This window comes from Psychrosphaera haliotis (assembly GCF_009728465.1).
Lineage (GTDB): Bacteria > Pseudomonadota > Gammaproteobacteria > Enterobacterales > Alteromonadaceae > Psychrosphaera > Psychrosphaera haliotis.
In genome coordinates this window covers 498,429-523,852 of sequence record NZ_WOCD01000003.1, presented here as the reverse complement: position 1 = coordinate 523,852, position 25,424 = coordinate 498,429, and the positions used below count along the sequence as shown (strand labels likewise).

21 protein-coding genes and 2 pseudogenes are annotated in these 25,424 nt (G+C 39.0%); 11 read left to right on the top strand and 12 right to left on the bottom strand.

The annotated features are described in order from the left end of the window. Positions 1-8 precede the first annotated feature (8 nt). Both GNP35_RS07245 and GNP35_RS07240 read left to right on the top strand, forming a co-directional pair. On the top strand, positions 9-596 hold the full coding sequence (locus GNP35_RS07245; protein ID WP_230961332.1) for a glycoside hydrolase family protein: 588 nt from the start codon (positions 9-11) through the stop codon (positions 594-596). A gap of 113 nt (positions 597-709) precedes the next feature. Next, positions 710-913, top strand: a complete 204-nt coding sequence (locus tag GNP35_RS07240; protein WP_155695482.1) for a hypothetical protein — start codon at positions 710-712, stop codon at positions 911-913. A gap of 56 nt (positions 914-969) precedes the next feature. Here the strand turns inward: GNP35_RS07240 and GNP35_RS07235 are convergent, their stop codons facing one another. From GNP35_RS07235 to GNP35_RS07215, 4 genes and pseudogenes are all read right to left on the bottom strand, one after another. After that, positions 970-3,237 (bottom strand): bifunctional diguanylate cyclase/phosphodiesterase, encoded by a 2,268-nt coding sequence (locus GNP35_RS07235; RefSeq protein WP_330997736.1) that lies wholly within the window; start codon positions 3,235-3,237, stop codon positions 970-972. An 86-nt stretch (positions 3,238-3,323) separates the two neighbouring features. Beyond that, positions 3,324-4,583, bottom strand: a complete 1,260-nt coding sequence (locus GNP35_RS07230; RefSeq protein WP_330997776.1) for an insulinase family protein — start codon at positions 4,581-4,583, stop codon at positions 3,324-3,326. After that, positions 4,580-5,479, bottom strand: a complete 900-nt coding sequence (locus GNP35_RS07225; protein WP_155695480.1) for an insulinase family protein — start codon at positions 5,477-5,479, stop codon at positions 4,580-4,582. The genes GNP35_RS07230 and GNP35_RS07225 overlap by 4 nt, the downstream gene beginning before the upstream one ends. A gap of 129 nt (positions 5,480-5,608) precedes the next feature. Continuing rightward, a pseudogene (locus GNP35_RS07215) lies at positions 5,609-6,018 on the bottom strand (insulinase family protein); the annotation flags it as partial. A gap of 211 nt (positions 6,019-6,229) precedes the next feature. Between GNP35_RS07215 and sixA the strand changes: the two are divergent. Next, on the top strand, positions 6,230-6,712 hold the full coding sequence (gene sixA / locus GNP35_RS07210; protein ID WP_155695478.1) for a phosphohistidine phosphatase SixA: 483 nt from the start codon (positions 6,230-6,232) through the stop codon (positions 6,710-6,712). A gap of 125 nt (positions 6,713-6,837) precedes the next feature. Here the strand turns inward: sixA and smrB are convergent, their stop codons facing one another. After that, positions 6,838-7,404 carry an endonuclease SmrB gene (gene smrB, locus GNP35_RS07205; protein ID WP_196492452.1) on the bottom strand — a complete coding sequence of 189 codons (567 nt, stop codon included), beginning with the start codon at positions 7,402-7,404 and terminating at the stop codon, positions 6,838-6,840. 86 nt (positions 7,405-7,490) lie between these two features. Here smrB and prmB point away from each other — a divergent pair, with 86 nt between their 5' ends. The 5 genes from prmB (at position 7,491) to GNP35_RS07180 (ending at position 11,722) form a co-directional block, all read left to right on the top strand. Beyond that, positions 7,491-8,435, top strand: coding sequence for a 50S ribosomal protein L3 N(5)-glutamine methyltransferase (gene prmB, locus GNP35_RS07200; protein ID WP_155695476.1), 945 nt, complete (start codon positions 7,491-7,493; stop codon positions 8,433-8,435). A 19-nt stretch (positions 8,436-8,454) separates the two neighbouring features. Then, positions 8,455-9,549 carry a chorismate synthase gene (aroC, locus tag GNP35_RS07195; protein ID WP_155695475.1) on the top strand — a complete coding sequence of 365 codons (1,095 nt, stop codon included), beginning with the start codon at positions 8,455-8,457 and terminating at the stop codon, positions 9,547-9,549. A gap of 29 nt (positions 9,550-9,578) precedes the next feature. Beyond that, positions 9,579-10,199: an elongation factor P hydroxylase gene (locus GNP35_RS07190; protein WP_330997735.1), complete on the top strand. Its 621-nt coding sequence runs from the start codon at positions 9,579-9,581 to the stop codon at positions 10,197-10,199. Positions 10,200-10,282: 83 nt separating this feature from the next. After that, a complete protein-coding gene (locus GNP35_RS07185) occupies positions 10,283-11,437 on the top strand; it encodes an ATP-NAD kinase family protein (RefSeq protein WP_155695473.1) in 1,155 nt (384 codons plus the stop codon). Next, entirely contained in the window at positions 11,438-11,722 is a 285-nt protein-coding gene (locus GNP35_RS07180) for a YfcL family protein (RefSeq protein WP_155695472.1), read from the top strand. 123 nt (positions 11,723-11,845) lie between these two features. On the opposite strand, the gene GNP35_RS07175 is transcribed toward GNP35_RS07180, so the two are convergent. The 5 genes and pseudogenes from GNP35_RS07175 to nhaB form a co-directional block, all read right to left on the bottom strand. Continuing rightward, on the bottom strand, positions 11,846-15,073 hold the full coding sequence (locus tag GNP35_RS07175) for an EAL domain-containing protein (RefSeq protein WP_196492451.1): 3,228 nt from the start codon (positions 15,071-15,073) through the stop codon (positions 11,846-11,848). A gap of 450 nt (positions 15,074-15,523) precedes the next feature. Continuing rightward, positions 15,524-15,619: pseudogene (locus tag GNP35_RS16530) on the bottom strand (two-component regulator propeller domain-containing protein); the annotation flags it as partial. 248 nt (positions 15,620-15,867) lie between these two features. Continuing rightward, positions 15,868-18,114 (bottom strand): S8 family peptidase, encoded by a 2,247-nt coding sequence (locus GNP35_RS07165; protein ID WP_155695470.1) that lies wholly within the window; start codon positions 18,112-18,114, stop codon positions 15,868-15,870. Positions 18,115-18,274: 160 nt separating this feature from the next. After that, positions 18,275-18,805 carry a disulfide bond formation protein DsbB gene (gene dsbB, locus GNP35_RS07160; protein WP_155695469.1) on the bottom strand — a complete coding sequence of 177 codons (531 nt, stop codon included), beginning with the start codon at positions 18,803-18,805 and terminating at the stop codon, positions 18,275-18,277. 3 nt (positions 18,806-18,808) lie between these two features. After that, positions 18,809-20,392, bottom strand: coding sequence for a sodium/proton antiporter NhaB (nhaB, locus tag GNP35_RS07155; RefSeq protein WP_155695468.1), 1,584 nt, complete (start codon positions 20,390-20,392; stop codon positions 18,809-18,811). A 204-nt stretch (positions 20,393-20,596) separates the two neighbouring features. Here nhaB and fadR point away from each other — a divergent pair, with 204 nt between their 5' ends. From fadR to GNP35_RS07140, 3 genes are all read left to right on the top strand, one after another. Next, complete coding sequence (fadR, locus tag GNP35_RS07150) at positions 20,597-21,310, top strand: fatty acid metabolism transcriptional regulator FadR (protein ID WP_155695467.1); 714 nt, start codon at positions 20,597-20,599, stop codon at positions 21,308-21,310. A gap of 86 nt (positions 21,311-21,396) precedes the next feature. Beyond that, positions 21,397-21,684, top strand: coding sequence for a DUF1289 domain-containing protein (locus GNP35_RS07145; protein WP_155695466.1), 288 nt, complete (start codon positions 21,397-21,399; stop codon positions 21,682-21,684). Positions 21,685-21,780: 96 nt separating this feature from the next. Continuing rightward, entirely contained in the window at positions 21,781-23,931 is a 2,151-nt protein-coding gene (locus tag GNP35_RS07140) for a TonB-dependent receptor plug domain-containing protein (RefSeq protein ID WP_155695465.1), read from the top strand. Between the two features lie 84 nt (positions 23,932-24,015). Here GNP35_RS07140 and GNP35_RS07135 read toward each other — a convergent pair whose 3' ends face one another. Then, positions 24,016-24,582: a YceI family protein gene (locus GNP35_RS07135; RefSeq protein ID WP_155695464.1), complete on the bottom strand. Its 567-nt coding sequence runs from the start codon at positions 24,580-24,582 to the stop codon at positions 24,016-24,018. A gap of 119 nt (positions 24,583-24,701) precedes the next feature. After that, on the bottom strand, positions 24,702-25,262 hold the full coding sequence (locus tag GNP35_RS07130) for a cytochrome b (protein ID WP_155695463.1): 561 nt from the start codon (positions 25,260-25,262) through the stop codon (positions 24,702-24,704). Positions 25,263-25,424 lie beyond the last annotated feature (162 nt).

Sequence of the window (25,424 nt, the reverse complement as noted above, 5' to 3'; positions counted from 1 at the left end):
GTATCAACATGAAGTTAAATTACTCACTAATTCTGTTTACTACACTCACATTAACACCTTTAAACTCTATTGCTGCTGCAAAAACCAGTGATGAAGGCGATTCGGTGACTAAAGTTATTCATGCTGGCCAGCAAAGTTTTAACAAGCATTTAGCTAAGTTTGAAGATTATTTAGGTGGGTGGACTGCAAACTTTTCTGTTGAGAAGGGCCAACCTAGTGTTACAGACGTTACTTTATTTGAAAAAGTATTAAACGGGAAAGGCCTAAAAACTACTCATTCTATTAATGATGGAATGTATGGCGGCGAGTCGATTATTTATTGGAATAATAAATCAAATAGATTGGAGTTTTATTATTTTACGACGGCAGACTTTTTTACCTCTGGCTGGATGGAATTTATCGACAAGAACACCTTTGTTGCATATGAAAATGTGACCGGCGAAAGCAGTACAAGCCAAGGAATAACTCAGGTTAAATCAACCTCAACGTTAAATGGCGACTCAATGACGGTTGCTACTTCCTATTTAAAGAATGGAGAGTGGACTAAAGAGGAAGGAAGAAACCTATACAAGAACAACAAAGGACGTAGTTTTTAAATAGTATTTTAAATGCCCGTTTTAAACGTTTTATATGAATTAAAAAAAACTGGTCGATAATTAAGCTTTTTTTGTGTAATATACGCGCCCTTAATTCCCTTGCCGAGGTGCGTATGTTGTATTTAGTTGTCGCTATCGTTTTAATTTTATCTGCTTGTTTTCTCTCTATAGAAGCAATGAAAAACGGTTTAGGGAAAAAGCGTTGGTTTTTTAGTGGGTTAGTTTTTGGACCTATGGTTTGGCCCATGCTAAATGTAAAAAAACAAATGTTGTTGCGAAAGCAAAGTGGGTCTGGTGTTGTCTTTTTAAGAGCATAGTATCTTGGTAAAGAGGCAACTTTTGTGTTCTGCCTCTTTTTTATCGTGCAGTTTAATTACGCAGTTTCTTCATAAGGTAGTTTAGCGGTGGTCATTTTGTCCATCATAGCAAACTGACTAAACTCCACTGCGGATAATGGCTTAGAGTATAGGTAACCCTGTAGTACGTCACATTCCATTTCTGTCATAAACGCTTTTTGTTCATTAGTTTCCACACCTTCCGCTACCGTTGACAAACCTAAGTTTCGAGCAATAGTAACAATGGTATCAATCATTGCTTTACCAAAGTCAGAATCTGCATCATCAACAAATGCTTTGTCTATTTTAAGCGTGTTTAAAGGGAACTTACGCAGATAAGAAAGACTTGAATACCCTGTTCCAAAGTCATCCATGGCCAAGTGTATGCCTCTATCTCTTATTTGATGCATAGTTTCGATAGCATGCTTAGCATTATTCATTACCGTGCCTTCAGTAATCTCAAGCTCTAGGTGGTGAGGGTCTAATTCGGTCTCGTGCAAAATACGATCAATTCTTTGCATTAGGTCAGGAAGGTTAAATTGTCTGGCGGATAAGTTGACGGCAACACGACCCCTGATAATACCTTCATCTAGCCAACGCTTCATATCGATACAAGCTTTTCTAAGAACTAAATCACCAATTTCAACAATCTGACCTGTTTCTTCAGCTATTGGGATGAATGTACCTGGGCTCACCAATCCGTTTTTAGGAGTGATAAAGCGAACTAGAGCTTCCATTCCATTTAATGTACCGTCGGAAAAGCTCATCTTAGGTTGATAGTAAACTTGGAAGTAATCTTCTTTAAGGCCCAGACGGATGAGGTTTTCAACTTGTAGACGTTTTACCGCTTTTTTATTCATATCTTCGCTAAAGAACAAGTATCTATTACCGCCTTCTTTAGCGTGATACATGGCCGTATCGGCATTTCGTAATAGCGTTTCTGGCTGTTTGCCGTCATCAGGGTATAAAACAATACCTATACTACCCGCTACAACAAACTCATGTTTATCAATTCTAAATGGCGTAGACAGCTTTTTTAATATTTGTTTCGCTGCTGCGGTAACGGCAGAAATATCATTTGTTTTTTCCATGATAAGTGCGAATTCATCACCGCCGAGCCTGTATAAAGTGTTTAGATTGTTAGTAATAGGCTTAATTCGTTTGGCTATTTCAATGAGGAGTATGTCGCCAAGCTGGTGACCTAAAGAGTCATTAATTTTTTTGAAGTCGTCTAAGTCGAATACAAGTACCGCGGTTGGAACTTTTTTATCTACACAAGTTTGTAAATTAGAGAAAAACACATTCCTATTTGGGAGTTTTGTGAGGGAGTCTGTACTTGCTAGTTTAAGAAGTTTTGCTTCAGCGGTTTTTCTTCGTGTTGTATCAGAAACGATTGCAACGTAGTTACTTATTTTTCCGTCTTTGTCGCGAATACAGTTAGCAGTAATATAAGCTAGAAACATTGAGTTATCTTTGTTTTGGCCCGTAATATCACCTCGCCAATTACCGTGTGAATCTACATCTCGCTTTATTTCATGTATTAGAGTGGAGCTTAAACTAGTAAGGTGTAGCTTTTGACCTAAAACTTCCTCAGGCAAGTAACCGGTTATTTTACTGTAACCTGGATTTACGTGAACAACATTAAGCTGTGGGTCTAGTATTATTACGCCTTCAGAGATGTTTTCTATGCTTTTAGCGAAGATCTCTAGTTCCGACTCTGCTGTTTTAAGCTTTTGAATATCTTTGAAAATACCGGTCATTCTCACCGGCTTTCCTTTGTCACTTCTAATTACTATACGACCTTTGTCTAAAACCCAACGCCAGCCATCTTTGTCTCGTAAACGATATACGCATTCAAAAGCGTCGGTATTTCCACTAATGTGATTAGCCAATTTGGTTCTAACGCGCTCTATATCGCCGGGATGAATGTATTGTTTATTAGGAGGAAAGACATTTGGGTTTACATTGGAAAGAGGATAGGTACCGCGAGAGTTAGTTCTAAATAGTTTGCCTTCATTGATATGCCAATCCCACATCTCGTCGCCACTGGCCCAGAGTGAAAAGTTTAACCTTTGGTCACTATTAAGCATGGCTCTTTGATATCGCTTAAAGCGCACCATACCGTAGGTTGCAATACCGAGAAGTATAAGACATAGGATAGATAAAATGATGATCAATAAAGTACCGCCCTGAATATCTTGTTCAGGTACGCCTTTAGGAATAACTAAACCAGCACTAGCGGGCAAGCTTACAAAGGATACAATTAGTAACGACAGTAATTTATTTTTATTATTTTTAAGGCACACAAAAATTCTTAAATACTACAATTGGAATGCACTGCCAAGATAACGAATGAAAAACATAGTGTCAAAGTATAAAAACAAATAAATATCTAGCGACTGTTAACGACAATGCCTTTGTTTAGTAAAGGTGTAAAGAGGCTAGCATACCAAGAGGCTAACTCGCGTTTAGTAAGTAATTGCAACTCATTTACAATCATATCTCTTTGATTAAAATGGTAATCCTTGTTGCCAATAGAAACCCAAAGTTGCTGACTTTGTTGTGCTAAATTTGTTGGTTTTTCTTTATATTGCATAATGACAGCAGCTTTGTGCCTATTAAAATCGTCTGTTGGTAGTTCATCTAACTCTGCATTAAAAAATTGTAAGCAATTGTTTAACTCTTCTGTGAGATGTTTGCTATCAAAGTCGTGAGACTGGACGTAAACCGCTAAACCAGGGACATTGTTTAAGGGCATGTAGCCGCTACCTACCATATAACCCAATTGTTTTTCGGTGCGAAGTCTATTAAAAGCGTACGGAGCTAATATTTGGCTGGCCAAAATGAAGTAGGCTTTTTCAATTTCATTATCTTGTGAAGAAGAAACGGTCATACCTTGCAAATACAGCAAGGCTGCTGAATCTTGGTGCTCTACCTTTTTAGCTAGTTCTACTACACCAATCTCATCAAGAGACTTAACTACTCTTGGCAATTCGGAAACTCGAGTACTTTGTGAAAGTAACTGTTTGAGGTTTTCATTAATAGCTGTGGCTTGAGTGGTACTCCAGTTGCCATAAACTAAAGACTCTACATAGACATTATCAAATAACGTTTCAGCGAATAAACGGAAGTTCTCCACTGAGATGTGCTCAAGTTCGTCTGCTAACTCCTGAGACGTTCCAGTTGATGGAATAAGGTGCGAATTTAACAAACTGAAAAGCTGGCTTATAGGTTTATTTGAATCCGAGTTGCGCCAATGTTTAACCAATTGCCTTTTTACTTCTTCAAAACGGCTACGGGTAGGTGAAATGGTAAATAAACTTTTGACTAATGTGTAAATTAACTCTGGCTGGTTTGGGCTTAAGCCTGACGTGTACATAGTGATACCAGCTGCATGGGCATAAACATTGTAATGCAGGCCAGCCATTTCGGATTGATAATGAACATCGGCCATTTTATCCATAAACAGCTCACAGAATAACCTCATCAGCGCTTGGTTTAAGTTTGAATCAACACCATTTGGAAGGTCAAAGCCAACGTAAATGTTACCTTTAGGCACCATGTAACGTAAGTCTTGTTTGAACCAAAATTGCCATCCAGGCTCTTTGTCCAAACAAATTGGGGTAGTTGCGTGGAAGTCTTTATGTTCTATTTTATTTCTTTTTCTAAATAAGGGTTGGGGCTAGGGTAAGCAAATGATCCTTCATTAGGTTGAATTACTTTTAATTCATTTATTACTGCTTTATCAATATCCTGAACTGAATATAGAGTGTGATACCAATGAGCTTCACGGTCTGTCGATATATTCTGACTAACTAAGGTAATCCTCATATTTTCCGGCTCAAAGAAGCTAAAAATTTGATTCCAATGAGCGTGCTCAAAACCATCCATCCTGTAATCACCAAAAAGGATATCTTCAGGTTCATAATGTTGCATGTTCAAAGCAATTTGATTTGAGAGCTTAATCGCCTTGATTGACTCTTGGAATTCAAAGCCAATTTGAGCCATCTTTTGCTGTTCGGTATAAAGGTATTCCGGTGGAACGTGAGTCTTCATAAAATTGATGAAGCTAAATAGTTGAGTCATGATGAGATCTAGTCGACTTTCACCTAACTCCGTCAATTCAATTGAGACATTGAAGTCTTTGAAGTTTTGGCCAGAAATGCCGTTGCCCGCTGATAGTCCGTTAATTAAACCTTGTCCTTTAAGGCTTTCATACAAAGAACCGGTGCCTTCATCTCCTATTATATGCGCAATAAAACTAACCATCTTATGTTTGTATAATTGATTAATAGCTGGGAGTGCAAAAGTTAGATTAAGCTTGTGAAGCTCTTTAACGGGTCTTATGCAGATGAATTTACCTAAGTCCTTTTTAGTATATAAAGGTTTGGTAATAGCAGGCTTCGCCCTAAGTGGATTAGATGTACTTAACTCAGAAAATAACGACTTTGCAGTATCAAAGTGTTCAGTTGTGTTAGAGACAATACATACAGTCATGTATTGTGCTTGGTAGTGTTTTTCCCAAAAGTCTATTATTTCATTCTTCACTGGCCTGTTAGGCAAGTCTGAAAGTGTTTGTCGATTTCCTACGGCAAATTTGCTGAAAGGGTGTTTAGCGTTGCACGTTTCTTTATGTACTTGCTGAATACGACGGCTATCGTCTCTTAACTTTAATTTATATTCAGCATGAATGGCTTCTTGTTCTCGATCAATCGCCTCATCGTTAAATAACGGATTTATAAATAAATGCGCAAAATAATCAAGCCCGCTTAAAAACTGAGCATGGTTAATATCAAAAAAGAAACAGCTGTGCTCAGTCGCTGTCCATGCATTACTTGACCACCATGTTTACTAATAAAGTTACTCAATTCATTAGGGGAAGGGTATTTCTGATTGCCGTTAAATAGAAGGTGTTCAATAAAATGAGCGAAGCCAGGTCGGTCTTTAGGATCATCAAAACTACCTGTATTGACCACTAATGAACAGGCACTTTTACTACAAGCTGAATCCTCAACAAAAACCAGTCGAATACCATTATCTAGAGTAACAGATTGATAATTCTTGTTATCATTAGGACTTTTTTTCATTAAATGCCTTGTAGTGTTAGATGCTTGATATCCTTAACCAATTATTACAACTGTCCGTCTGTTTATCCTAGCTTGTTTTTGGTAAAAATCGAACTTATTTGAACGAAGGCCCCAAATTATAAAGATTAAGTTTCAAATTAGAACTAAACTATCGTAGTCTTATCCTTATATATGTAAAGCTCATTCAGAGCTATCATTTTAGAGAGTGGTTATGCCGATTTTCCTTTATGTAGTGCGTCATGGCGAAGCCGAAGCGGTTGAGGTAAACGATGAAGAGCGTCAATTAACTGAACTAGGTAAGCAAGAAGCGAATAAAACTGCGCGTTGGTTAAACACTCAAGTATCTGAGTTTGATACTGTGGTTGTGAGTCCGTATATACGAGCGCAACAAACTAAAGAAATTATCCTAAGTCAAAATAAAGCGGCCAATGTCATCACATCTAGCCAATTTATTCCCTCTGGCATTGCTTCTACTGCAATAGATGAGTTGCTTGCTTATGCGCAGGCGAATAACAAAACAGATCAACACATTCTTTGCGTTTCTCACATGCCGTTAGTAAGTTATTTGATTGGTGAGCTGTCCGGCTACACGCCAATAATGGCCACCGCTGCTGTCGCTAAGCTGCAAATTAATTTGGAGAAATGGAACGGACAGCTTGATACGCTTATTTCCCCTGAACAAATATTGCTCTAGCTTAATGCTGGTGACTATGACTATGACTATGACTATGACTATGACTATGACTATGACTGATAGTGTGATTGATAATTAAAGATCACGACCAAGAAGGTGGGTGAGTTCTTCACCTAAATTAATAATTAATACCACTGCACCTTGTCCACCCATTCCAAAGGCGCCTGATGGAAGGCAAGCACATCGGGGTGTTGCATTAAATAATGTGGCACTTTACGTTTTAATATACCACCACTCACACCGTGTACGATGCACGCACATGGAATATGCTGTTTCATGCAGTCAATGACTAAATCCGCGATGTCTTTTTGAGCTTGCTGTTTAGTGTAACCGTGCAAATCAAGAATTAGCTCGGGAGCCACATCACCTCGTCTAAGAACTTTTGTAAGGTAACTTGGATAACCTTCTCTAACAAAACTTAAGGTTTGCGACTCATCGATAAAAGGCTCGTACTCGTCTGAGAATTGAAATCGTTGCGCTGACTTTGCTTGATCGTTAACAATTAATTTATTGCGGCGTTGTTCGCTTTGCTGTTTATCTTGGGCTCGCTTGTTGGTATTGTGACGAAAATGAAGTTTGTCTTGTGTTAAAGGCTTAATCCCTTTCATCTCAGCAGCAAAATCAACCTCTGTTTGCTCGGAGTTTTGGTGGTCTTGCTCTAACATTGACTGAAAAGTTACTTTTTTTGACATGAAACTCATTTCCTAATGGCGCACCCTTGGCCGTCTATTGTAAAATACTGAAATCTTAACGACCACTAATTATTAGGTTTAAATAAATGACTGAACAACCAACGTTGTCTTTACTAGCTGAAGAAGCCATCAATGAACTTTCCACGGCCAACGATCTTTTGCGTTGGGCAGTTAGTCGTTTTAACGAATCTGATATTTATTATGGCCACGGAACAGACAATCCTTGGGATGAAGCTTTCTCTTTAGTGTCTTGGGGTTTGAATATCGGTCCGCTATTAAATGCGGAAGTGTTGGCATCTAAGCTAACGCAATCTGAACGACAACGAATTGTTGAAGTCGTGGTAGCTAGAATTGAGACTAAAAAGCCTGCAGCTTATTTAACTAACCAAGCCTATTTTGTTGATTTGCCGTTCTACGTTGACGAAAACGTACTTGTACCTCGTTCTCCTATTGGCGAGTTAATTAAACAGCAGTTCTCAACGGTTATCGACTTTACCCCAGATTCCATTTTAGATTTATGCACCGGCTCAGGTTGCATTGCAATCGCTTGTGCTTATGCGTTTGAAGAAGCCTATGTTGATGCTGCAGACATTAGTCCGGAAGCACTTGCAATAGCAGACGAAAATATTCATCGTTTAGGTGTGTCAGATAGAGTGGTACCTTTATTGTCTGACGTATTTTCTGGATTAGGTGATCAGCAATATGATCTTATCGTTTCAAATCCTCCGTATGTTGACCTTGAGGATATTGGTGACATGCCTGAAGAATTCCATCATGAACCTGAAATTGGTTTAGGCAGCGGTCCTGATGGTTTAGATCTCACTCGTATGATTTTAAAACAAGCCTCAAAACATTTAACTGAAAACGGTGTGTTAATTGTTGAAGTAGGAAACTCACTTGTCCACCTTGTTGAGTTACTTCCTTCGGTTCCATTTAATTGGATAGAGTTTGAGAATGGTGGTTTGGGTGTATTCTCAATCACTAAGGCTCAATTAAACGAACACCAAGCGATAATAGATAGCACACTTTAAACACAGGACGATTTAAGCAATGGCTGGCAATACGATAGGCGACATATTTAGAGTAACAACGTTTGGTGAAAGCCATGGTGCAGGTCTTGGTTGTATTATTGATGGTTGTCCTCCAGGACTAGAAGTTGATGAAGCGTTAATTCAAATTGAGTTGGATAAAAGAAAACCTGGCACTTCTAGGTTCACCACTCAAAGACGTGAAGCGGATGAAGTAAAAATATTCAGTGGTGTTTTTGAAGGAAAAACCACGGGCACGCCTATTGGCCTGTTAATAGAAAATACCGATCAGCGTTCAAAGGATTATTCTGAGATAAAAGACAAGTTTCGCCCTGGTCATGCCGACTACACCTATTTGCACAAGCATGGAATTCGAGATTATCGTGGTGGTGGTCGCTCATCGGCAAGAGAAACCGCAATGCGAGTGGCAGCAGGTGCAGTAGCCCAAGCATGGTTAAAAACTAAAGGCATATCAATTATCGGTTATATGTCTCAACTAGGTCCAATTGCAATTAACTCTGTAGATGAAAGTCAAATTCGTGAAAATGATTTCTTTTGTCCTGATGCATCTACTGTATCTGAATGGGATCAGTACATGCGAGATCTTAAAAAGGCTGGCGACTCAGTTGGCGCAAAAATTACAGTAGTAGCAAAAGGAATGCCGGTTGGATTAGGTGAGCCTGTTTTTGACAGACTAGATGCTGATGTAGCTAAGTCTCTAATGAGTATCAACGCAGTAAAGGGCGTTGAAATTGGCGATGGTTTTGACGTTGTTGCGCAAAAAGGCTCTGAACATCGTGATGAATTAACACCTACTGGTTTTGCAGCTAATCATAGTGGTGGAGTGCTTGGTGGTATTTCTACTGGTCAGGACTTAGTGGCGCATATCGCGCTGAAACCAACATCAAGTATCAGCGTACCAGGTAAAACCATTGACGTTCACGGTCAGCCTCAAGACGTAATTACTAAAGGCCGTCACGATCCTTGTGTTGGCATTCGTGCAGTTCCAATTGCTGAGGCAATGTTAGCGCTTACTATTATGGATCACTATTTGAGACATAGAGCACAAAATGCCGACGTTGTTGTAAATACACCTGTTATTCCAGCGTCAAACTAGAGCTAAATGGTCGTATGGGTTGTCAAAGTGTGTCAGTACATAGCATCAGTAAAGCTGTGCCTATAAAGTCTAGTCAGGCGGATGATGTGGCATTGGTTCATCAAATCACAGACTTAAAGCGTTTGTTTGACGATACTTTTGCCTCTGATTTTAATACTCGCTTAATAAAAGGTGATGATGAGCCTATTTACCTTCCTGCTAATACTGGAGAAGGTAAGTTACCTGCGCAACCATTTGCACAAGTAGTATTTGCTCACGGCTTTTACGCCAGTGCATTGCATGAAATTGCACATTGGTGTTTAGCTGGGGAACAACGCAGAACTCAAGTTGACTATGGTTACTGGTATTGCCCAGATGGTCGAACGGCAGAGGAGCAACAAAAATTTCAATCTGTAGAAATTAAACCTCAGGCTATTGAGTGGGCGTTGTCTTTAGCGGCTGGCTTTCGTTTTCAAGTGAGTTGCGACAATTTGTCCGGAGATGAGTTTGGGCAACAACCAGACAGATTAGCATTTGAAAAACAGATTTTAGACCAAATAAAAGTTTACTTAGACAATGGCTATCCACCAAGAGCTCAGCTTTTTATAGAGTGTCTTGCGGCCTTTTATAATCAATCGCCATTTGACGAGTTAAAGCGGCTGGTTACGTAAACTTAAGCTAGCCAAAGCTAAATAACCAAAGCTAAATAACCAAAGTTAAACCCATTTAAAAAATTAATAACCTTGAGAACGCAATGATAAACAAACAACAACGAAAAGCCTTTCGGTTAGGCCTTATTGTTAATCCTGTTGCTGGGATTGGCGGCAGTGTTGCTTTAAAAGGTTCTGATGGAGCCGATACTTCTCAAATTGCTCTCTCTAAAGGCGCTGAGCCACTTGCTAACCAGCGAGTTAAAACGGCATTAGAGGAAGTTAGTGATTACTACGGTGAAATGGACGTGTTTACCGTTGCTGGCGATATGGGCCAGACAGTATGCGAAGAACTTGGAATAAAGCATAGCATTATATATACGCCAAATGACACTCAACAAACAACTAGCTATGAAGATACGGAAAGCGCAGCAAGAGCCATGTCCAGCTTGAACCTTGATTTGTTATTGTTTGCTGGTGGCGATGGCACAGCCAGAAATATTTGTGCGTCAGTAAGTGAAGGCAGCACCGTTTTAGGTGTTCCAGCTGGTTGTAAGATCCACTCTGGAGTTTATGCCATAACACCAAAAGCTGCAGGCCGAATTGTAAAAATGCTGGTGGCGGGTGATTTAGTTTCTTTGACCGATGCGGATGTCATGGATATTGACGAGGTATTGTTTAGACAAGGCGTGGTCAAAGCTAAGCGATATGGTGAATTACAAATCCCAGCCGAATTACGTTATGTTCAAAACGTTAAAATGGGTGGCAAGGAAAGTGATGAACTTGTTTTACAAGATATTGCAGCTCACGTAATTGAAAATATGGAAGATGATGAAATATATATTATGGGCTCTGGTAGCACAGTTAATTTCATCATGGAGGAGCTCGGTTGCAACAATACCTTACTGGGTGTTGACGTACTTAGCGATCAGCAAGTTATTCAATCTGACGTTACGGCCAAAGAATTACTTCCTCTTATTAAAGACAAAAAAGTGAAACTCGTAATTACCTTAATCGGTGGGCAAGGGCATATTTTTGGTCGAGGTAATCAACAGCTTTCTCCAACGGTAATTAAAGCCGTTGGCAGAGACAATATTATTATTGTTGCTACAAAAACAAAATTACAAGCATTAGAAGGGCGCCCGCTTATTGCCGATACGGGCGACTCTGAACTGGACAAAGCATTGTCAGGACCTATCTCTGTGGTTACTGGCTATCATGACCTAGTTATTTATCCAGTCGGCTACGAGGAGTTATAGATGGTTGATTTAGAGTTATTGAGCGACAAGGCTCAAGAGTATTTTGATAGTTATGTTGCAGAGGGTACCGACGATCAGCTTTTTGCGAGTGGTTATCTGCGCGGTCATGTTGATTTGGTTATTGGAACTGCAATTGTACAAGAAGAAACAATTACACTTGAATCACTGGTTGATGACGTTGAAAAAAGCGTTAACAAAGCCATCAAAAATGGTGAGTTAGAGCAAAATGATATTGTTACGGTGAACGACATGTTAAACCGTTTAATTAAACACTTAGCTGGCTAAGCTAGGAGATGTGTCAGCGTATAATACGCTTGGCTGACACTTACTTCAGATTAAACAAAAAAAGGGCTTAGAGCCCTTTTTTAATGTCTGTTAATTACACGTTTTGAATACCGTTTACACTTTTTAACCAATTAAGTCGAGCTTCCACGTACTTTTTTCTGCAAACTCTTCAGTAACAAATTTAGTAAATTCTGCTGGTGGAAGAGGGCGGCTAAAGAAGTAACCCTGAATATATTGCGCACCATAATTATCAATAATTCTTAGCTGTTCTAAAGTTTCTACGCCTTCTGCTACAACATTTAACTGCATGGTATCAGCCAACAACATAATTGCTTTTACAATAGCCGCATCATTTTCGTTGGTATCAATATCCATAATAAATGAACGGTCAATTTTAAGCGTATCAATAGGGAATTTTTTCAAATAACTTAATGAAGAGTAGCCAGTGCCAAAGTCATCGACGGCAATACGAATACCCATGTCTTTAAACATTTGCAGGCGACCAATGTTATCTTCAACATCCGACATTACGGCACTTTCTGTTAACTCTAGTTCAAGTAAATGCTTAGGCAGTTCACTAAGTTCAAGCGCATTTTTAACATTATCAACTAGGTTGGTTTGTTTAAATTGCACACTCGAAACGTTCACTGATACACGAATGTCTAAACCGGCTTCATGCCATTCTCTTGCTTGGAAGCAGGCTTCTTGTAAAATCCAGTCACCCAGCTCAATAATGATCCCCGACTCTTCCGCAATAGGAATAAAGTCCGCAGGTGAAACAAAGCCCAGCTCAGGGTGTGTCCATCTTAACAAGGCTTCCGCTTTTGTTATTTCATTTGTTTTTAAATCTACTTGAGGCTGATAATAAAGTTCAAACTCATCATTCTGCAACGCTGCTCGCATATACTCTTCTAGTTGAAGTCGCTCTAGGGCTCGGTCATTTAAAGTGTTGGAGTAATATTTAAAGGTTCGACGACCACCTTCTTTAGCTTGATACATGGCAACGTCAGCGTGCTTCATTAATTCTTGTACCGAAGTTCCATTTTCAGGATACATGGCGATACCAATACTTGGCGTAACAGATACTTCATAACCATCAACCGTGATAGGTTCAGAGATACTGTCAATTATACGCTGTGTTACATTTGCCGTCTCGTCAGCGTTGTCTAGGTGGCTTAAAAATACAGTAAACTCATCGCCACCTAGTCGAGCTATTTCATTTTTGAACGATTTAACTTCATAGTTTCGCCCAACAAAATCGCTGTTTCTTACGCTCTGTCTTAATCGCTCAGCAACTTGCATAAGTACTTTGTCGCCAAAGTTATGACCGAGGGTATCGTTAATTCGTTTGAATCTATCTAAGTCTATAAACATAACGCCGGCTTTGTATTTTCCGCGTTTAGCTAAAGACAAAAAGCGCTCCATACTTTCATAAAAACTTTGTCTATTTGGAAGACCAGTCAGACTGTCAAAATAGGCAAGCTTATGAAGCTTTCGTTCATTTGCTAGCTGGTGTTGAATTTTAATTTGCTGTTGTCGAACTAAAATTAGGAAAAGAGCACCGGCTGCTAAAAAGTAAAAAAGATAGGCATACCATGTTCGCCATAGAGGCGGTAATACACGAATTGGAATAGTCACTTCATCACTCCAAACGCCGCTATTATTGCTGCCTTTTACTTTTAGTTTATAAAAACCATCAGGAAGGGAAGAAAATGAAATGTGATTATTTGTTCCTAAATCTAACCAAATGTCGCTAAGGCCTTCCATTTTATATTTGTATTTATTTAGTTCGGGCTTGGTGTAGTCAAGCGCTGCAAACTCAAAGTCAATAACGGTTTCATCGTGTTCTAATACCAGCTCACCATTTTTATTAAACAGTGCGTGGATAGGGGTTTCACTATTAGATTGGCTGAACTTTGTTAGTTGCACTGGTGGCTTGTAAGTATTTAGGGTTACATCACTTGGCATGAAGGTATTAAAGCCATTTGGTCCACCAAAAAACATGCGTCCAGATTTTGATTTAAAGAAAGAACCGCTGTGAAAGTCATTGCCCTGTAAACCGTGGCTAGTATTAAAGTTAACTGAATACAAACTCACAGGATTTAATCGACTTAGGCCTTTTGAATGGCTGATCCAAATACGACCATTTTCATCTTCTAAAACACCATAGGTAAAGCTGCTTGCTAAACCTTGTTCAGAACCTATGTGTAAAAACTCAACCTTACCCTCTTTAAGTTTCGCTTTATCCAATCGAGCAACGCCAGCATCTTTAGTTGCCATCCATAAGTAATCTTCAGTATCCAGCAAACCTAATATAGAGTTCGACTTAATAGTATGCGGGTTTTCTTTGTCAATTTTGAAAACCTGCACTTCACCCGTCGCCAGGTTTATTTTGTTGAGACCACCAGACATGGTTCCAGCCCAGATATTACCTTCTTTGTCTTCTATAACGTCGAAAACATTATTAGAGGAGAGTTTATTTGATGCAGTCAAATGAACTACTGAGCGGTCGGGGTTAACTATATTTACTCCACCACCATAAGTTCCTATAATTATTTGGCCTGTTCTTGACTCAACCATTGAGCTAATTGCATTAGATGAAAGTACGCTAGACATATCACTACTAACGTTAGTCTCGGTTGTATAACTTGATATAAGGTTGTTTTCTAAATCATGGATATAAACACCGCTATTGTAAGTTCCTACCCACAACTTATTGTCCGATGAAACTAATAAACTAGGTACCGCATAGATGGGTTTGTTTGCTAACTCCGCTTTGAATTTACTTAGCTTGTTTTCGCTGTAATCATATTTGCTGATGCCGGCCTCTAAAGTTCCAACATAGAAATCTCCGTTTCCAGCTTCTGCAAAAGAAATAATGTCATCACTATGGAGTTGGGGGTAAACTGCAGTGTTGATATGTTGGAAAGGTCGGCTTGAAGCGTTCCAATAATTAATGCCATTAATTGAACCAACCCAAATAACACCACCATCGTCTTCATATAGAGTTTGGATTTGATTGCTTATAAGGCTTGAATTCCTATTACTCTCAATAATATATTGGCTAAAGTTATTTGTTTTTTTGTTAAACTTGCACAGTCCATTGTTTGTCGCTATCCATAAGTTACCAGATTTATCTTTTAGTATATCATTTATTAAATTTGAGCATATTGAACTCGGTTCAGAAGCGTCATATGCAAATGTTGTAACATTGTTGCTACTTATATTTAGTATAAAAAGGCCACTATCTTCAGTCCCAACCCACAGGTTATCATTTTCATCGACATGCATTACTCTAATGCTATCTGAAGGTAGATTTGCTTTAGATTTAGTGTTTAAAGTTAAAAACAATTTTTGGTCTTTTTTTCTGTAGCTGATTCCATTGTCATAAGTGCTGACGAACATAGTCCCTTCAGAGTCGAAAGCGACGTCACTAATCTTATTTGATGCTAGACCTAACCCATCTTCTTTATTTATGTTTCCAAAGTGGTTTTTAGTTGGTTGGTAATAAGACAGTCCTGACTTTGAACTAGCAAACCAGATGTTTTTATTTGGGCCTTCGGTGATTGCAACATAATCATCACCTTTGACCTGAGAGCTCGAGTGGCTTTTAGAGAAGCTAATAAACGAGTTGTTTTCAGGAATGTAAAGCCCGATTCCACCATCTCGAGCTACCCATATTCTGTCTTCACTATCTCTGAAAACGGCCCTAACTAAATTACTGTTTAACTGAAGTTTTTCACCGACCTTAAATTTAAAATGTTGAGAGTTCCTGCCATCGTATTTTGTTAAGCCATCGTTAGTAGCTATCCAAATAAAGCCAGATTTATCTTGGGCTATATCATTAACAGTATTGTTAGTAAGAAAGGTGCTGGAATCTAAACTAGAGAAGACGATTGTGGATTGTAGAAATGACTTTTTATCTATATCTATATCTATTTCAGAGCTTTCAACGCTTATAGAGTTAATACAGCATAAAAAGCTAATTTGATGTTCAGGAATACAAACTTAGAGAACTTCATGAAGACCGATTTTAAAATTATAATTATATAAAGATTTATATCATGTAAATAGAAGCATGTCACATCTAGTTGCAGATGAAGCAGTGAGCCTTAATAAGCTTTTAAAGGCCCACTGAAATGTTCTTATTCTTGTTCTATCCACTTAGTTGCAATTGCATTGGTTTTTGGACCTTGATTTGTACCACCTGTTGGCCAAATTATCGCATTGGTTTTTGGACCTTGATTTGTACCACCTGTTGGCCAAATTATCGCATTCGTTTTTGGTCCCTGATTTGTACCACCTGTTGGCCAAATTATCGCATTCGTTTTTGGTCCCTGATTTGTACCACCTGTTGGCCAGATGATCGCATCTGTTTTAGGGCCTTGATTTGTACCGCCTGTAGGCCAGATGATTGCGTCTGTTTTAGGACCTTGGTTTGTACCACCTGTAGGCCAGATGATTGCGTCTGTTTTAGGACCTTGGTTTGTACCGCCTGTTGGCCAGATAATAGCGTCTGTTTTAGGACCTTGGTTTGTACCACCTGTTGGCCAGATAATAGCTTCAGTAGTAATTGCGTCTTCAGCTGTGCCGTTCCACTCAAAACCTTCATGAGACTCTACGTAGTACTCTTCAGTTTCTTGGTTCCAGCGAGCTGGACCTGCGTAAAACTCTTCTGCTTGTAGTGACTTTTTGATGTCCATGCCTAGATTTGCACAGTTTGAAGCTTGGCTCATTACTGCTTCATAAGCGTCAACCATACCAGCGCCTTGGCGGAAAATGCTATAACCTAAGTTACCGCTTTCTGTTTGTGCCATGCGAGCAGAGTCAATTAAACGGCACTTAACGTCGTCTGGTGAAAGGTGAGGTTGGTCTTGCAGCATCAATGCTACGATTCCTGAAGTAACAGCTGTGGCTTGAGATGTTCCTGACAATAAGAAGTAACCATTGTTGTCGTCATATACGCTGTAGTCTTTAAATAGCTTAGATTTTTCAGACATTAGGCCTTGCATATGAGCGCCCGGAGCGACTAACTCAGGCTTAATAAAACCAGCGTGAGTTGGACCAGAGCTAGAGAAGCTAGCCACAAAGTCGTCTTCATAGTTAAAAGGTGTGTAGTTGTCTGATGTTGCACCAACAGTGATTAAATATGGGTTGTTCCCAGGTACACCTATTGTCATACCATCTGCACCTGTATTACCAGCTGAAGTAATAACTGTGATACCTGCGTCCCACGCTGCCATAAGTGCTACATTGATTGGGTCATAGAAGTAAAGAGACTCTGCTTCAGCACCAAAAGAAAGATTAAGCACTTTGATATTTAGGCGTTCTTTATTTTGTATTACATAAATAATAGAAGAAAGGATATTGGAATAGGTAGAGTCGCCTTTTTTATTTAAAGCTTTAATAGAGATAAGGTTAACGTCTGGTGCGATACCGTTAAATGAACCAGTTAGGTTTCCAGATTCGTCATAATTTGCGTCGCTATTGGCTATTAGACTCGTAACATGAGTACCGTGACCAAATGCGTCTTTGTTTTTACCAACAAAAGATTTGCGGTGAATTTCACGTTTTTCGCCAAAAGAGTTGTACTCAAGTTGTTCAAACTTAGACAAGCCAGAGTCAATTACTGCAACACCAACTCCACGGCCTGTAATACCCATTTTATGAAGTTCATTAGCTCGTACTTGAGATGGGAAGTAGGTGTCACGTTGCTCATTTCTAGTAATGTTCTGTTTTACTGAGTCTAACTCAACAATAGAACCATCAATCAAGTTAAGTGCAATAGCGTAGTCACTATCAGCAACGCTAGAGATTGCATCAAATTTCATTGCTAGCTTTACTTTACCTTTGCTAGCTACAGAAACGTAATCATCAAAGTAATGTGTGTAAGAGTTGCCATCGACATTCTTAGCAACTTTTTTACCGTTAACTTTTAGGTTCTTTAACTTGCCGTTGTTTTGAGGCCAGTTAATTGTCAGGCTATCAATTTCTGCGTCATCATTTGTTCTGTTTTTTGCAGTCCAAATTACTTTATTGTTTTTTGCTTTAAAACGAAGTGGTTTTTTGTTGTGCCATTCATTTGATTTAGCATCTAGTTTAACGGTTGCATCAGCAAAAAGACGAATTAGAGGGTTACTCTTTTTAATAACTGAAACTTGGTCTTCAGTTAGCATGGCAGAAATAGCTGGGATAACAGCGAAGTCGTGAACAACTTCTCCACCAATTTCGTTTACTAACGAAATCATTGAGCCTTTGCTAGCGCCTTGAATTATGTATGCTTGGTGAGGTTGAAAACTTTTCATTCCAGTCAGTGAGATAACGACTGCAACAAGACTTACAGCAGCAAACGACAACGTCCATTTTTTATTGCTCAATCTTGGTAAAAACATAATTGATTAAACCCTTTATTATTATTATGAACGATTTACTAAGCAGGTTTTGGGCCAGTTTTGTTTTGTATTGTCGTAGGTGTTTGAAGTGGTAAAGATAAGCTGCAGAGCTTTAAATATGTACTCTACAGCTTAATAGAAAGATTTGGTGTGCTGGGCTTTAGATTGACTTTTTTTTGACAACTCTTGCCGCAAGGACAAAAAGTGCCGCTAATGAGTAGCCACCAAATATAATGACCATCCATTGTGGCATTGATAAAGACAAAAACATCCAATCAATATCTCCACATGTTCCTCTAGGCTCAAAAATTCCAGGTAACCATTGGTGAAGTTGCAGCCAGCTAGGGAAGTTTGGATAGATATCACATGACATGAGCAACATGAAATTATCAGGATTTTGCATTTGCACATGTTCGTATGCAATTGACAGCCCCCAAAAAGCTGAAACTATCCAGCCAATAAAACTGGTTAGTCTCATTAACGCCAAGTCAGGACGAATTAATGCAGGTAAGCAGGCTAAAAATAGCCCAAACACTGCAACTCGTTGGTAAACACACATAATGCATGGTTCAAGTCCAAGTCCGTATTGGAAATACAGTGCAATAGATTCAAACGTAAATGCTGTTAGGGCTAAAAAAGCCCAAGGCCAGCGCGAGGCTGGCCAAGAAGATATTACATTTACTACATTCATTGATTAGTGGCCGGCAGAGCTAGCCTCTCCTAATCCGGTGTGATGCTGAATATAGCCATTTTGATATAGCCAATCTGTCGCTTCAAACAACCCATAATAGGTTGCCAAGATGCCTACAATAGAAAGCACTACAGTGTATGGCAACGCCATATAAACCATTTTACCGTATGATAATCTGATTAATGGTGCTAATGCAGATGTAAGAAGGAATAGGAATGCGGCTTGTCCGTTTGGTGTTGCAACCGATGGAAGGTTAGTACCGGTATTAATAGCAACGGCTAACATGTCAAACTCGTCGCGAGTAATAATGCCTTTTTTAAGTGCCGCAGCAACTTCATTAATGTAAACCGTTCCAACAAACACGTTATCACTCACCATGGACAAGAGGCCGTTCGCAATAAAGAACATCACCATCTTGGTCTTACCCTCAAAGGTTAATACCCATTGGATGACAGGAGCGAATAACCCTTGGTCGATAATTACTGCTACAACTGCAAAGAATACACAAAGCAAGGCGGTGAATGGTAGGGCTTCTTCAAACGCTTTACCTATTTGGTGCTCATCAGTTATACCTGTTACTGACGTTGCCAGGATAATGATTGATAGTCCAATAAGACCAACGGTTGCTAAGTGAAGCGCTAAACCAATGATTAACCAAATCGCGATAACTATTTGTGAGGCGATTTTCACTTTGTCTTTTTTCGTCATTTTTGCGTCACTGTCTGCATCATAATCCATAAGAATTAAGCGCACAGGCTCTGGCAACTCAGCGCCATAACTAAATAGTTTGAATTTCTCTACAACGTAAGTCGTCATTAAGCCTGCGATTAACGCTGGAATAGTGATTGGTGACATACGGATAGCGAATTCAACAAACTGCCAACCCGCTCGTTCTGCAATTACTAGGTTTTGTGGCTCTCCAACCATAGTACAAACACCACCTAGTGCAGTACCAACACCGGCGTGCATCATGATGTTTCTCATGAACGCACGAAACTCTTCTAAGTCTGTGCGTTTAAGGTTATCTAAGTGATCGTCTGAGGTGTGATCGTGTTCAATGTGGTGAAATTGCTTACCTGATGCGACTTTGTGGTAAATCATGTAAAAGCCGGTCACAACAGTGATGATTACTGCGACAACGGTTAGGGCATCAAGGAAGGCCGATAAGAACGCGGCTGCGAAAGTAAAACAGAGCGATAAGGCTATTTTGGATCGGACTTTTAACAACATCTTTGTGAAAGAATACATAAGTAAGTCTTTCATGAAGTAAATACCAGCAACCATGAATATAAGTAGCAATAAAACGCTTAGGTTAGCTGAAATTTCTTGTTCAATGTGTCCGGGGCTTGTCATTCCTATTGCGACAGCCTCAATAACTAAAAGACCGCCAGGTTGTAGAGGATAACATTTTAATGCCATTGCCAAGGTGAAAATGAATTCCAATACTAATGCCCAGCCCGCTACATAAGGGTCGACCATGAATATAATTGGATTGATTATTAAACATGCAATTATTGCAAGTTTGTACCATTCAGGAGAGTTTCCTAAAAAGTTTTGATAAAAAGCGCTCAGAGAACTTTGCTGCATACTTTAACTAGCCTTCTTTCTGATATATCGTAAGTTTTTGTTTTAGTTATTTCTTCAATGTACTAAAAATGAAATTGAATTGATAATTAATTTAGTGCTTTTTATACGAAAATGTTAGTTTTCAGCACTAAAAATTGATTTGTTGTGCAATTTAAAGCATCTGGTACAATCAGTTTTTTAAGTTACCAGATATGATAAATTTACATGAAAATAATAAAGGCGCAGAGCCCAGCTGGGTTTGCCGAAGAATACATTGTAGACTCTATTTGGAATGATCGCTTCCCTCCAGGTTCAATTTTACCAGCGGAACGCGAGCTTTCAGAGCTTATTGGCGTAACCCGCACAACACTTCGTGAAGTACTTCAGCGTTTAGCAAGAGATGGTTGGTTAACTATTCAACACGGTAAACCTACGCAAGTTAATAACTACTGGGACACGTGTGGCGTTAATATACTTTCCACATTAGCCAAACTAGATATTGATGGTGCAGTAAACCTAATTGATCAATTGTTATCAGCTAGAACAAACTTAAGTGCTATTTATATTAGAGGTGCGATTAAAAACAACCCTCAACGAGTTATTGAACTAGCTCAAGAAGCTTTGGAGGTGTCTGACGATCCTCAACAGTTTGCGGATTTCGACTACCGTTTAAACCATGAATTAGCGCATGCCTCAGGTAATGCAATTTATGTCTTAGTTCTGAATGGCTTTAAAGGTTTCTGGGAAAAGATTGCAGGGCATTACTTCTCAAATGATGAAGCTCGTCAGTTGGCTCGTAATTATTACGCTGACCTAGAAAAATTCGCGACAAGCGAAAAGCACGACGAATCAATTTACATGATCCGAAAGTACGGTATTGATTCAGGTAAAATTTGGGCAGAAATGCGAGATGCATTCCCAACAGATTTGATTGAATAATCAATATTATCGCTAAAAGAGCTCCGCATATGTGGAGCTTTTTTGTATTAGTTGCATAAAAATTCCCCCTCACATAAACTCCTGTTATGCCACAGTTAGAGTTATTTCAAATACCCAGCCCCTGCATTGGAACCTGTCAAAACGGACCCAATGGCTATTGTTATGGTTGTTTTAGAAGTAGAGAAGAGCGATTCGGCTGGATGAAGTTAGATGACGAGCATAAACGTCATGTTATTAAGCTGTGCCAAATGAGAAAGCGTCGTTGGTTAGCAAAAAAAATCGAAATTCAACAGCTTGAATCCGGCATCAATTCAACAAATGACAACCAAGTTAATGAGCCAACCCCAGATTTATTCTCTTCAACTGACAAATAAAGTTTAAAATTAATAAACAAACACAATTAAATAAACTATAAAGAAAGTAACAACGTACTGAAATTGGTTTAGCTCTTATTTTGAAAGGATATCTAATTGAAAACGCTCTCTTTGTTGTCGACTATAGGTTTAACATTACTTTCTTCTTCTGCTCTGGCAAATGATTACGCAAAAGAAGAAGCAAATGAAAAGAAAAAACCGGATCAGTCGGTTAACGTAACTCCAAAAAGTGCGTCTACGGATAACACGGATAACACAGACAACAAAATAGAAAAGATTAGAGTTGTAGGCTCTAAGGATTCAGGGCTAGAACTCAGTTCAGATAAAATCCTAAAAGTACCAGGCGCGGGCAATGATCCCATTAGAGCCATAGAAAGTCTACCAGGTATCGTTTTAGCTAGAGGTTTTGCTCCGGCGGTAAGAGGCAGTTCCCCAGAAGACATGTATTATCAATCGGACGATGTGCCCGTAGGTAACGTATTCCACATAGACAGTTTTAGTACCTTTCATCCTAATTTAATTAGAAGTTTTGAATTAAAAACAGGAGCTTGGGAAGCAGAGTTTAATGATGCCATTGGTGGCGTTATAGACACCCGACTTAAAGATCCTGAGATTGTAGATCCTACCGCCATTGTCGACTTTAGCTTCCTTCGAACAGGGGTTTTATTTGAATCTAAGATTAATGAAAACTCAGCCTTTTATTTTGCCATGAGGCAAAGCCTAGTTCATTTATACATTGAAGAAATTTTAGACGATGAAGAGCAGTTTCAGTTTGACCAAGCGCCTATTAATAATGATTACCAGTTTAAGTACGTTAATTACATAGACCCCGACAATAAACTGACGGTTCAAGCCACAGGTTCAAATGATGAAGTTGCTTTACTATTTGATGACGATTCCGATGAAGTTTTACAAAATCCGGATTTACAAGGCGGTATAGGCGTTGATCAGTATTATCATAATCAAAGCATAATATGGACAAACTACAGTAACTGGGGCGAAACAAAAGTCATTGCAAACAGACTTGAACGAAGCGGTGATATTGTAATTGGTCAGCTTTTAGATTTAGACGCTAAAACAACCGACTACATGTTCAAAGTCAAAAATAATCAAGACTGGGGCAATGGTGTAATAAGCTCGGGTGTTGAGCTGCGAAGTCAAACTGTAGATTATGCGGTTACTGGCAAGCAACAACCATGTAACAATGAGTTTGAGGTTTGCCCGCCAAGTTATTACGCCGATACCGAGTTCGAAAGTGATGAAATAGATATTAATTTTTACAATCTGTTTGCCGACTATGATTGGGACTTAAATGCAGACTGGTCAGCACGGGTTGGTGCCGTTTATTCTTATAATGACTACACCGAAGAAACCTTTGTTGAGCCAAGAGTTACCCTTCGTTGGCAAGTAACGGATGAATATAGACTCAAAGTTGCGGCGGGCCAGCACCATCAATGGTTTAGACAGTATAAGTATTTATCCAGTAAGTTTGGGGCTCCGGATTTAAAGCTTAGTCAATCAAACCATTATGTTCTAGGTATTGAGTACGTTGGTGAGTCAGATTATGCATGGCGTTTAGAAACCTATTACAAAGACATGGACGACTTAGTGGTCAGTAATCCGCTATTACAAGTTAATGATTTAACCTCAAGTCCATCTAATTCAGAAGGCGCTAATTATTTAAACGAAGGCGTGGGTGATGCCTATGGCGTTGAGTTTTTAATAAACAAAGCAATTAGTAATGATTGGTATGGCTGGCTGAGTGTTGCTTACAGTAAAACGGAACGAGTCAATAACCTGACTGGCGAAGAATTTAGATATCAATATGATTTACCTTGGATTGTGAACTTAGTCAGTAACTATGAGATTAATGAGCGTTGGCAAATAGGTGGCCGATGGAGACTTCAAAGCGGCAGTTTATACACTCCTATTATAAGTGCAGATCCGGTTTATCCTTTAGACCAATCTGGAAATCCAGATGTTGAGCAAGAACCGATTTTTTACGATCCCGTAGAAGCGGCTTTTAACTCTGATCGTTTAGAGTACTTTCATCGATTAGACATTCGTTTGGATTATCAAACAACGTTATGGAATAAAGAAACCAATATATACTTTGAGGTGCTTAATCTTTATGGCCAAAAAAGTGTAGAGGGTTACGAATATAATGCTGATTACTCTGAAAAAGAAAAAGAATATCAGTTTCCTGAAACACCAATACCGTCGATAGGCATTCAGATTATATTTTAGGGAATGTTGGAGATACAAAAAAGGCCACAATTTACAGTGGCCTTTTGGTTTTTAGAGCAGTTTTAAAGCTGCCTTAAAAAATGCTTATTGCTTGATGCCTTCAATTAGCAACTCAAGTTGTACTTCGCCAACCCAAGCACTTTTAAAGTCGTAATCAGCAACGTTGATTGTTGTAGTACCAGCAAAACCAGCTCTGTAACCGTTCCAAGGATCTTTACCTTCACCAATTTTTACAGCATCAATTACGATTGGTTTTGTAACACCGTGCAAAGTGAAGTCGCCTTCAACTTTTAGTTTATTGTCACCTAAGTCTGTAATCTTTGTACTTACAAACTTTGATTTTGGAAACTTATCAACCGCTAAGAAGTCTGCGCTGCGAAGGTGCTTATCACGCTCAGCATGGTTACTGTCTACACTAGCAGGGTCAATATCAATTACAATTTTGCTTGCTTCAGGGTTTTTAGCATCGTAGCTAAAATTGCCGTCAAACTTATTGAAGCGACCTGTTAACCAGCTGTAACCAAGGTGATTTGCTTTGAAGTTAATAAATGCGTGAGCACCTTTGATATCAACTTTATAATCAGCAGCTTGTGCAATGTGACTCGCGCCTAGTGCAACAATAGCGGCCAATGTAATCATTAACTTTTTCATGTTTTGTCCTTTTATTAGATTTAATTATTTTTGTATAAAATTTATAAACAACGGTTTTGAGTTTTTTAATTCTTTTTGTAATAACGTTCAAACTCAAATGTTACTACAAAGCTGAAACTTTAGTCTTGATGTTCTTCTTTCTGCACTTTTACCATACGAACAAGCGTTTTATCTTTATCAACAAAATGATGTTTTAGAGCTGCGATAATATGCACAACAACAAGTCCAATTAAAATGTAGGCAGCCCATTCATGGATATCACCAGCAATGTCTTCTTGGTTAGGTACAAATTCACCTAAGCTCGCTACTTCGAATAACCAAAACCATTCAATCCCGCGGCCGTCCGCTGTTGAGATCAAATATCCGCTAACCATTATAGTTAACAGCAAAGCGTATATTGCAAAGTGAGCCAATTTCCCCGCCATTGTTTCTAGTTTATTGCTAGATAAAGCTTTAGGTGACGGATTAATTAGCTTCCAAATAATTCTAAAAAGAGTAAGGGCAAGAAGGGTGAGGCCAAAAGACTTATGTAAATCAGGAGCTGTGCGATACCACTCACTATAGTAGCTTAGGTCAACCATCCATAAACCAACACCAAATAACCCAAACACCAGTAGTGCGGTAATCCAGTGAATGGCAATGTTTACGATGCCAAAGCTTGTATCGGAGTTTTTAATCATTTTGTGTTGTTCCTAAATTAACTGTCGAACATTCTATATTCTGTGACGGACATGTAAACTGCTAAATATAGAAGAAATAATTCTAATTATTAGAAAGGAAGTATAAGTCTTTATCCTCCGTCTATCCAGAATTCAGAATGTTGAAAATGTGCAGGGAGAATA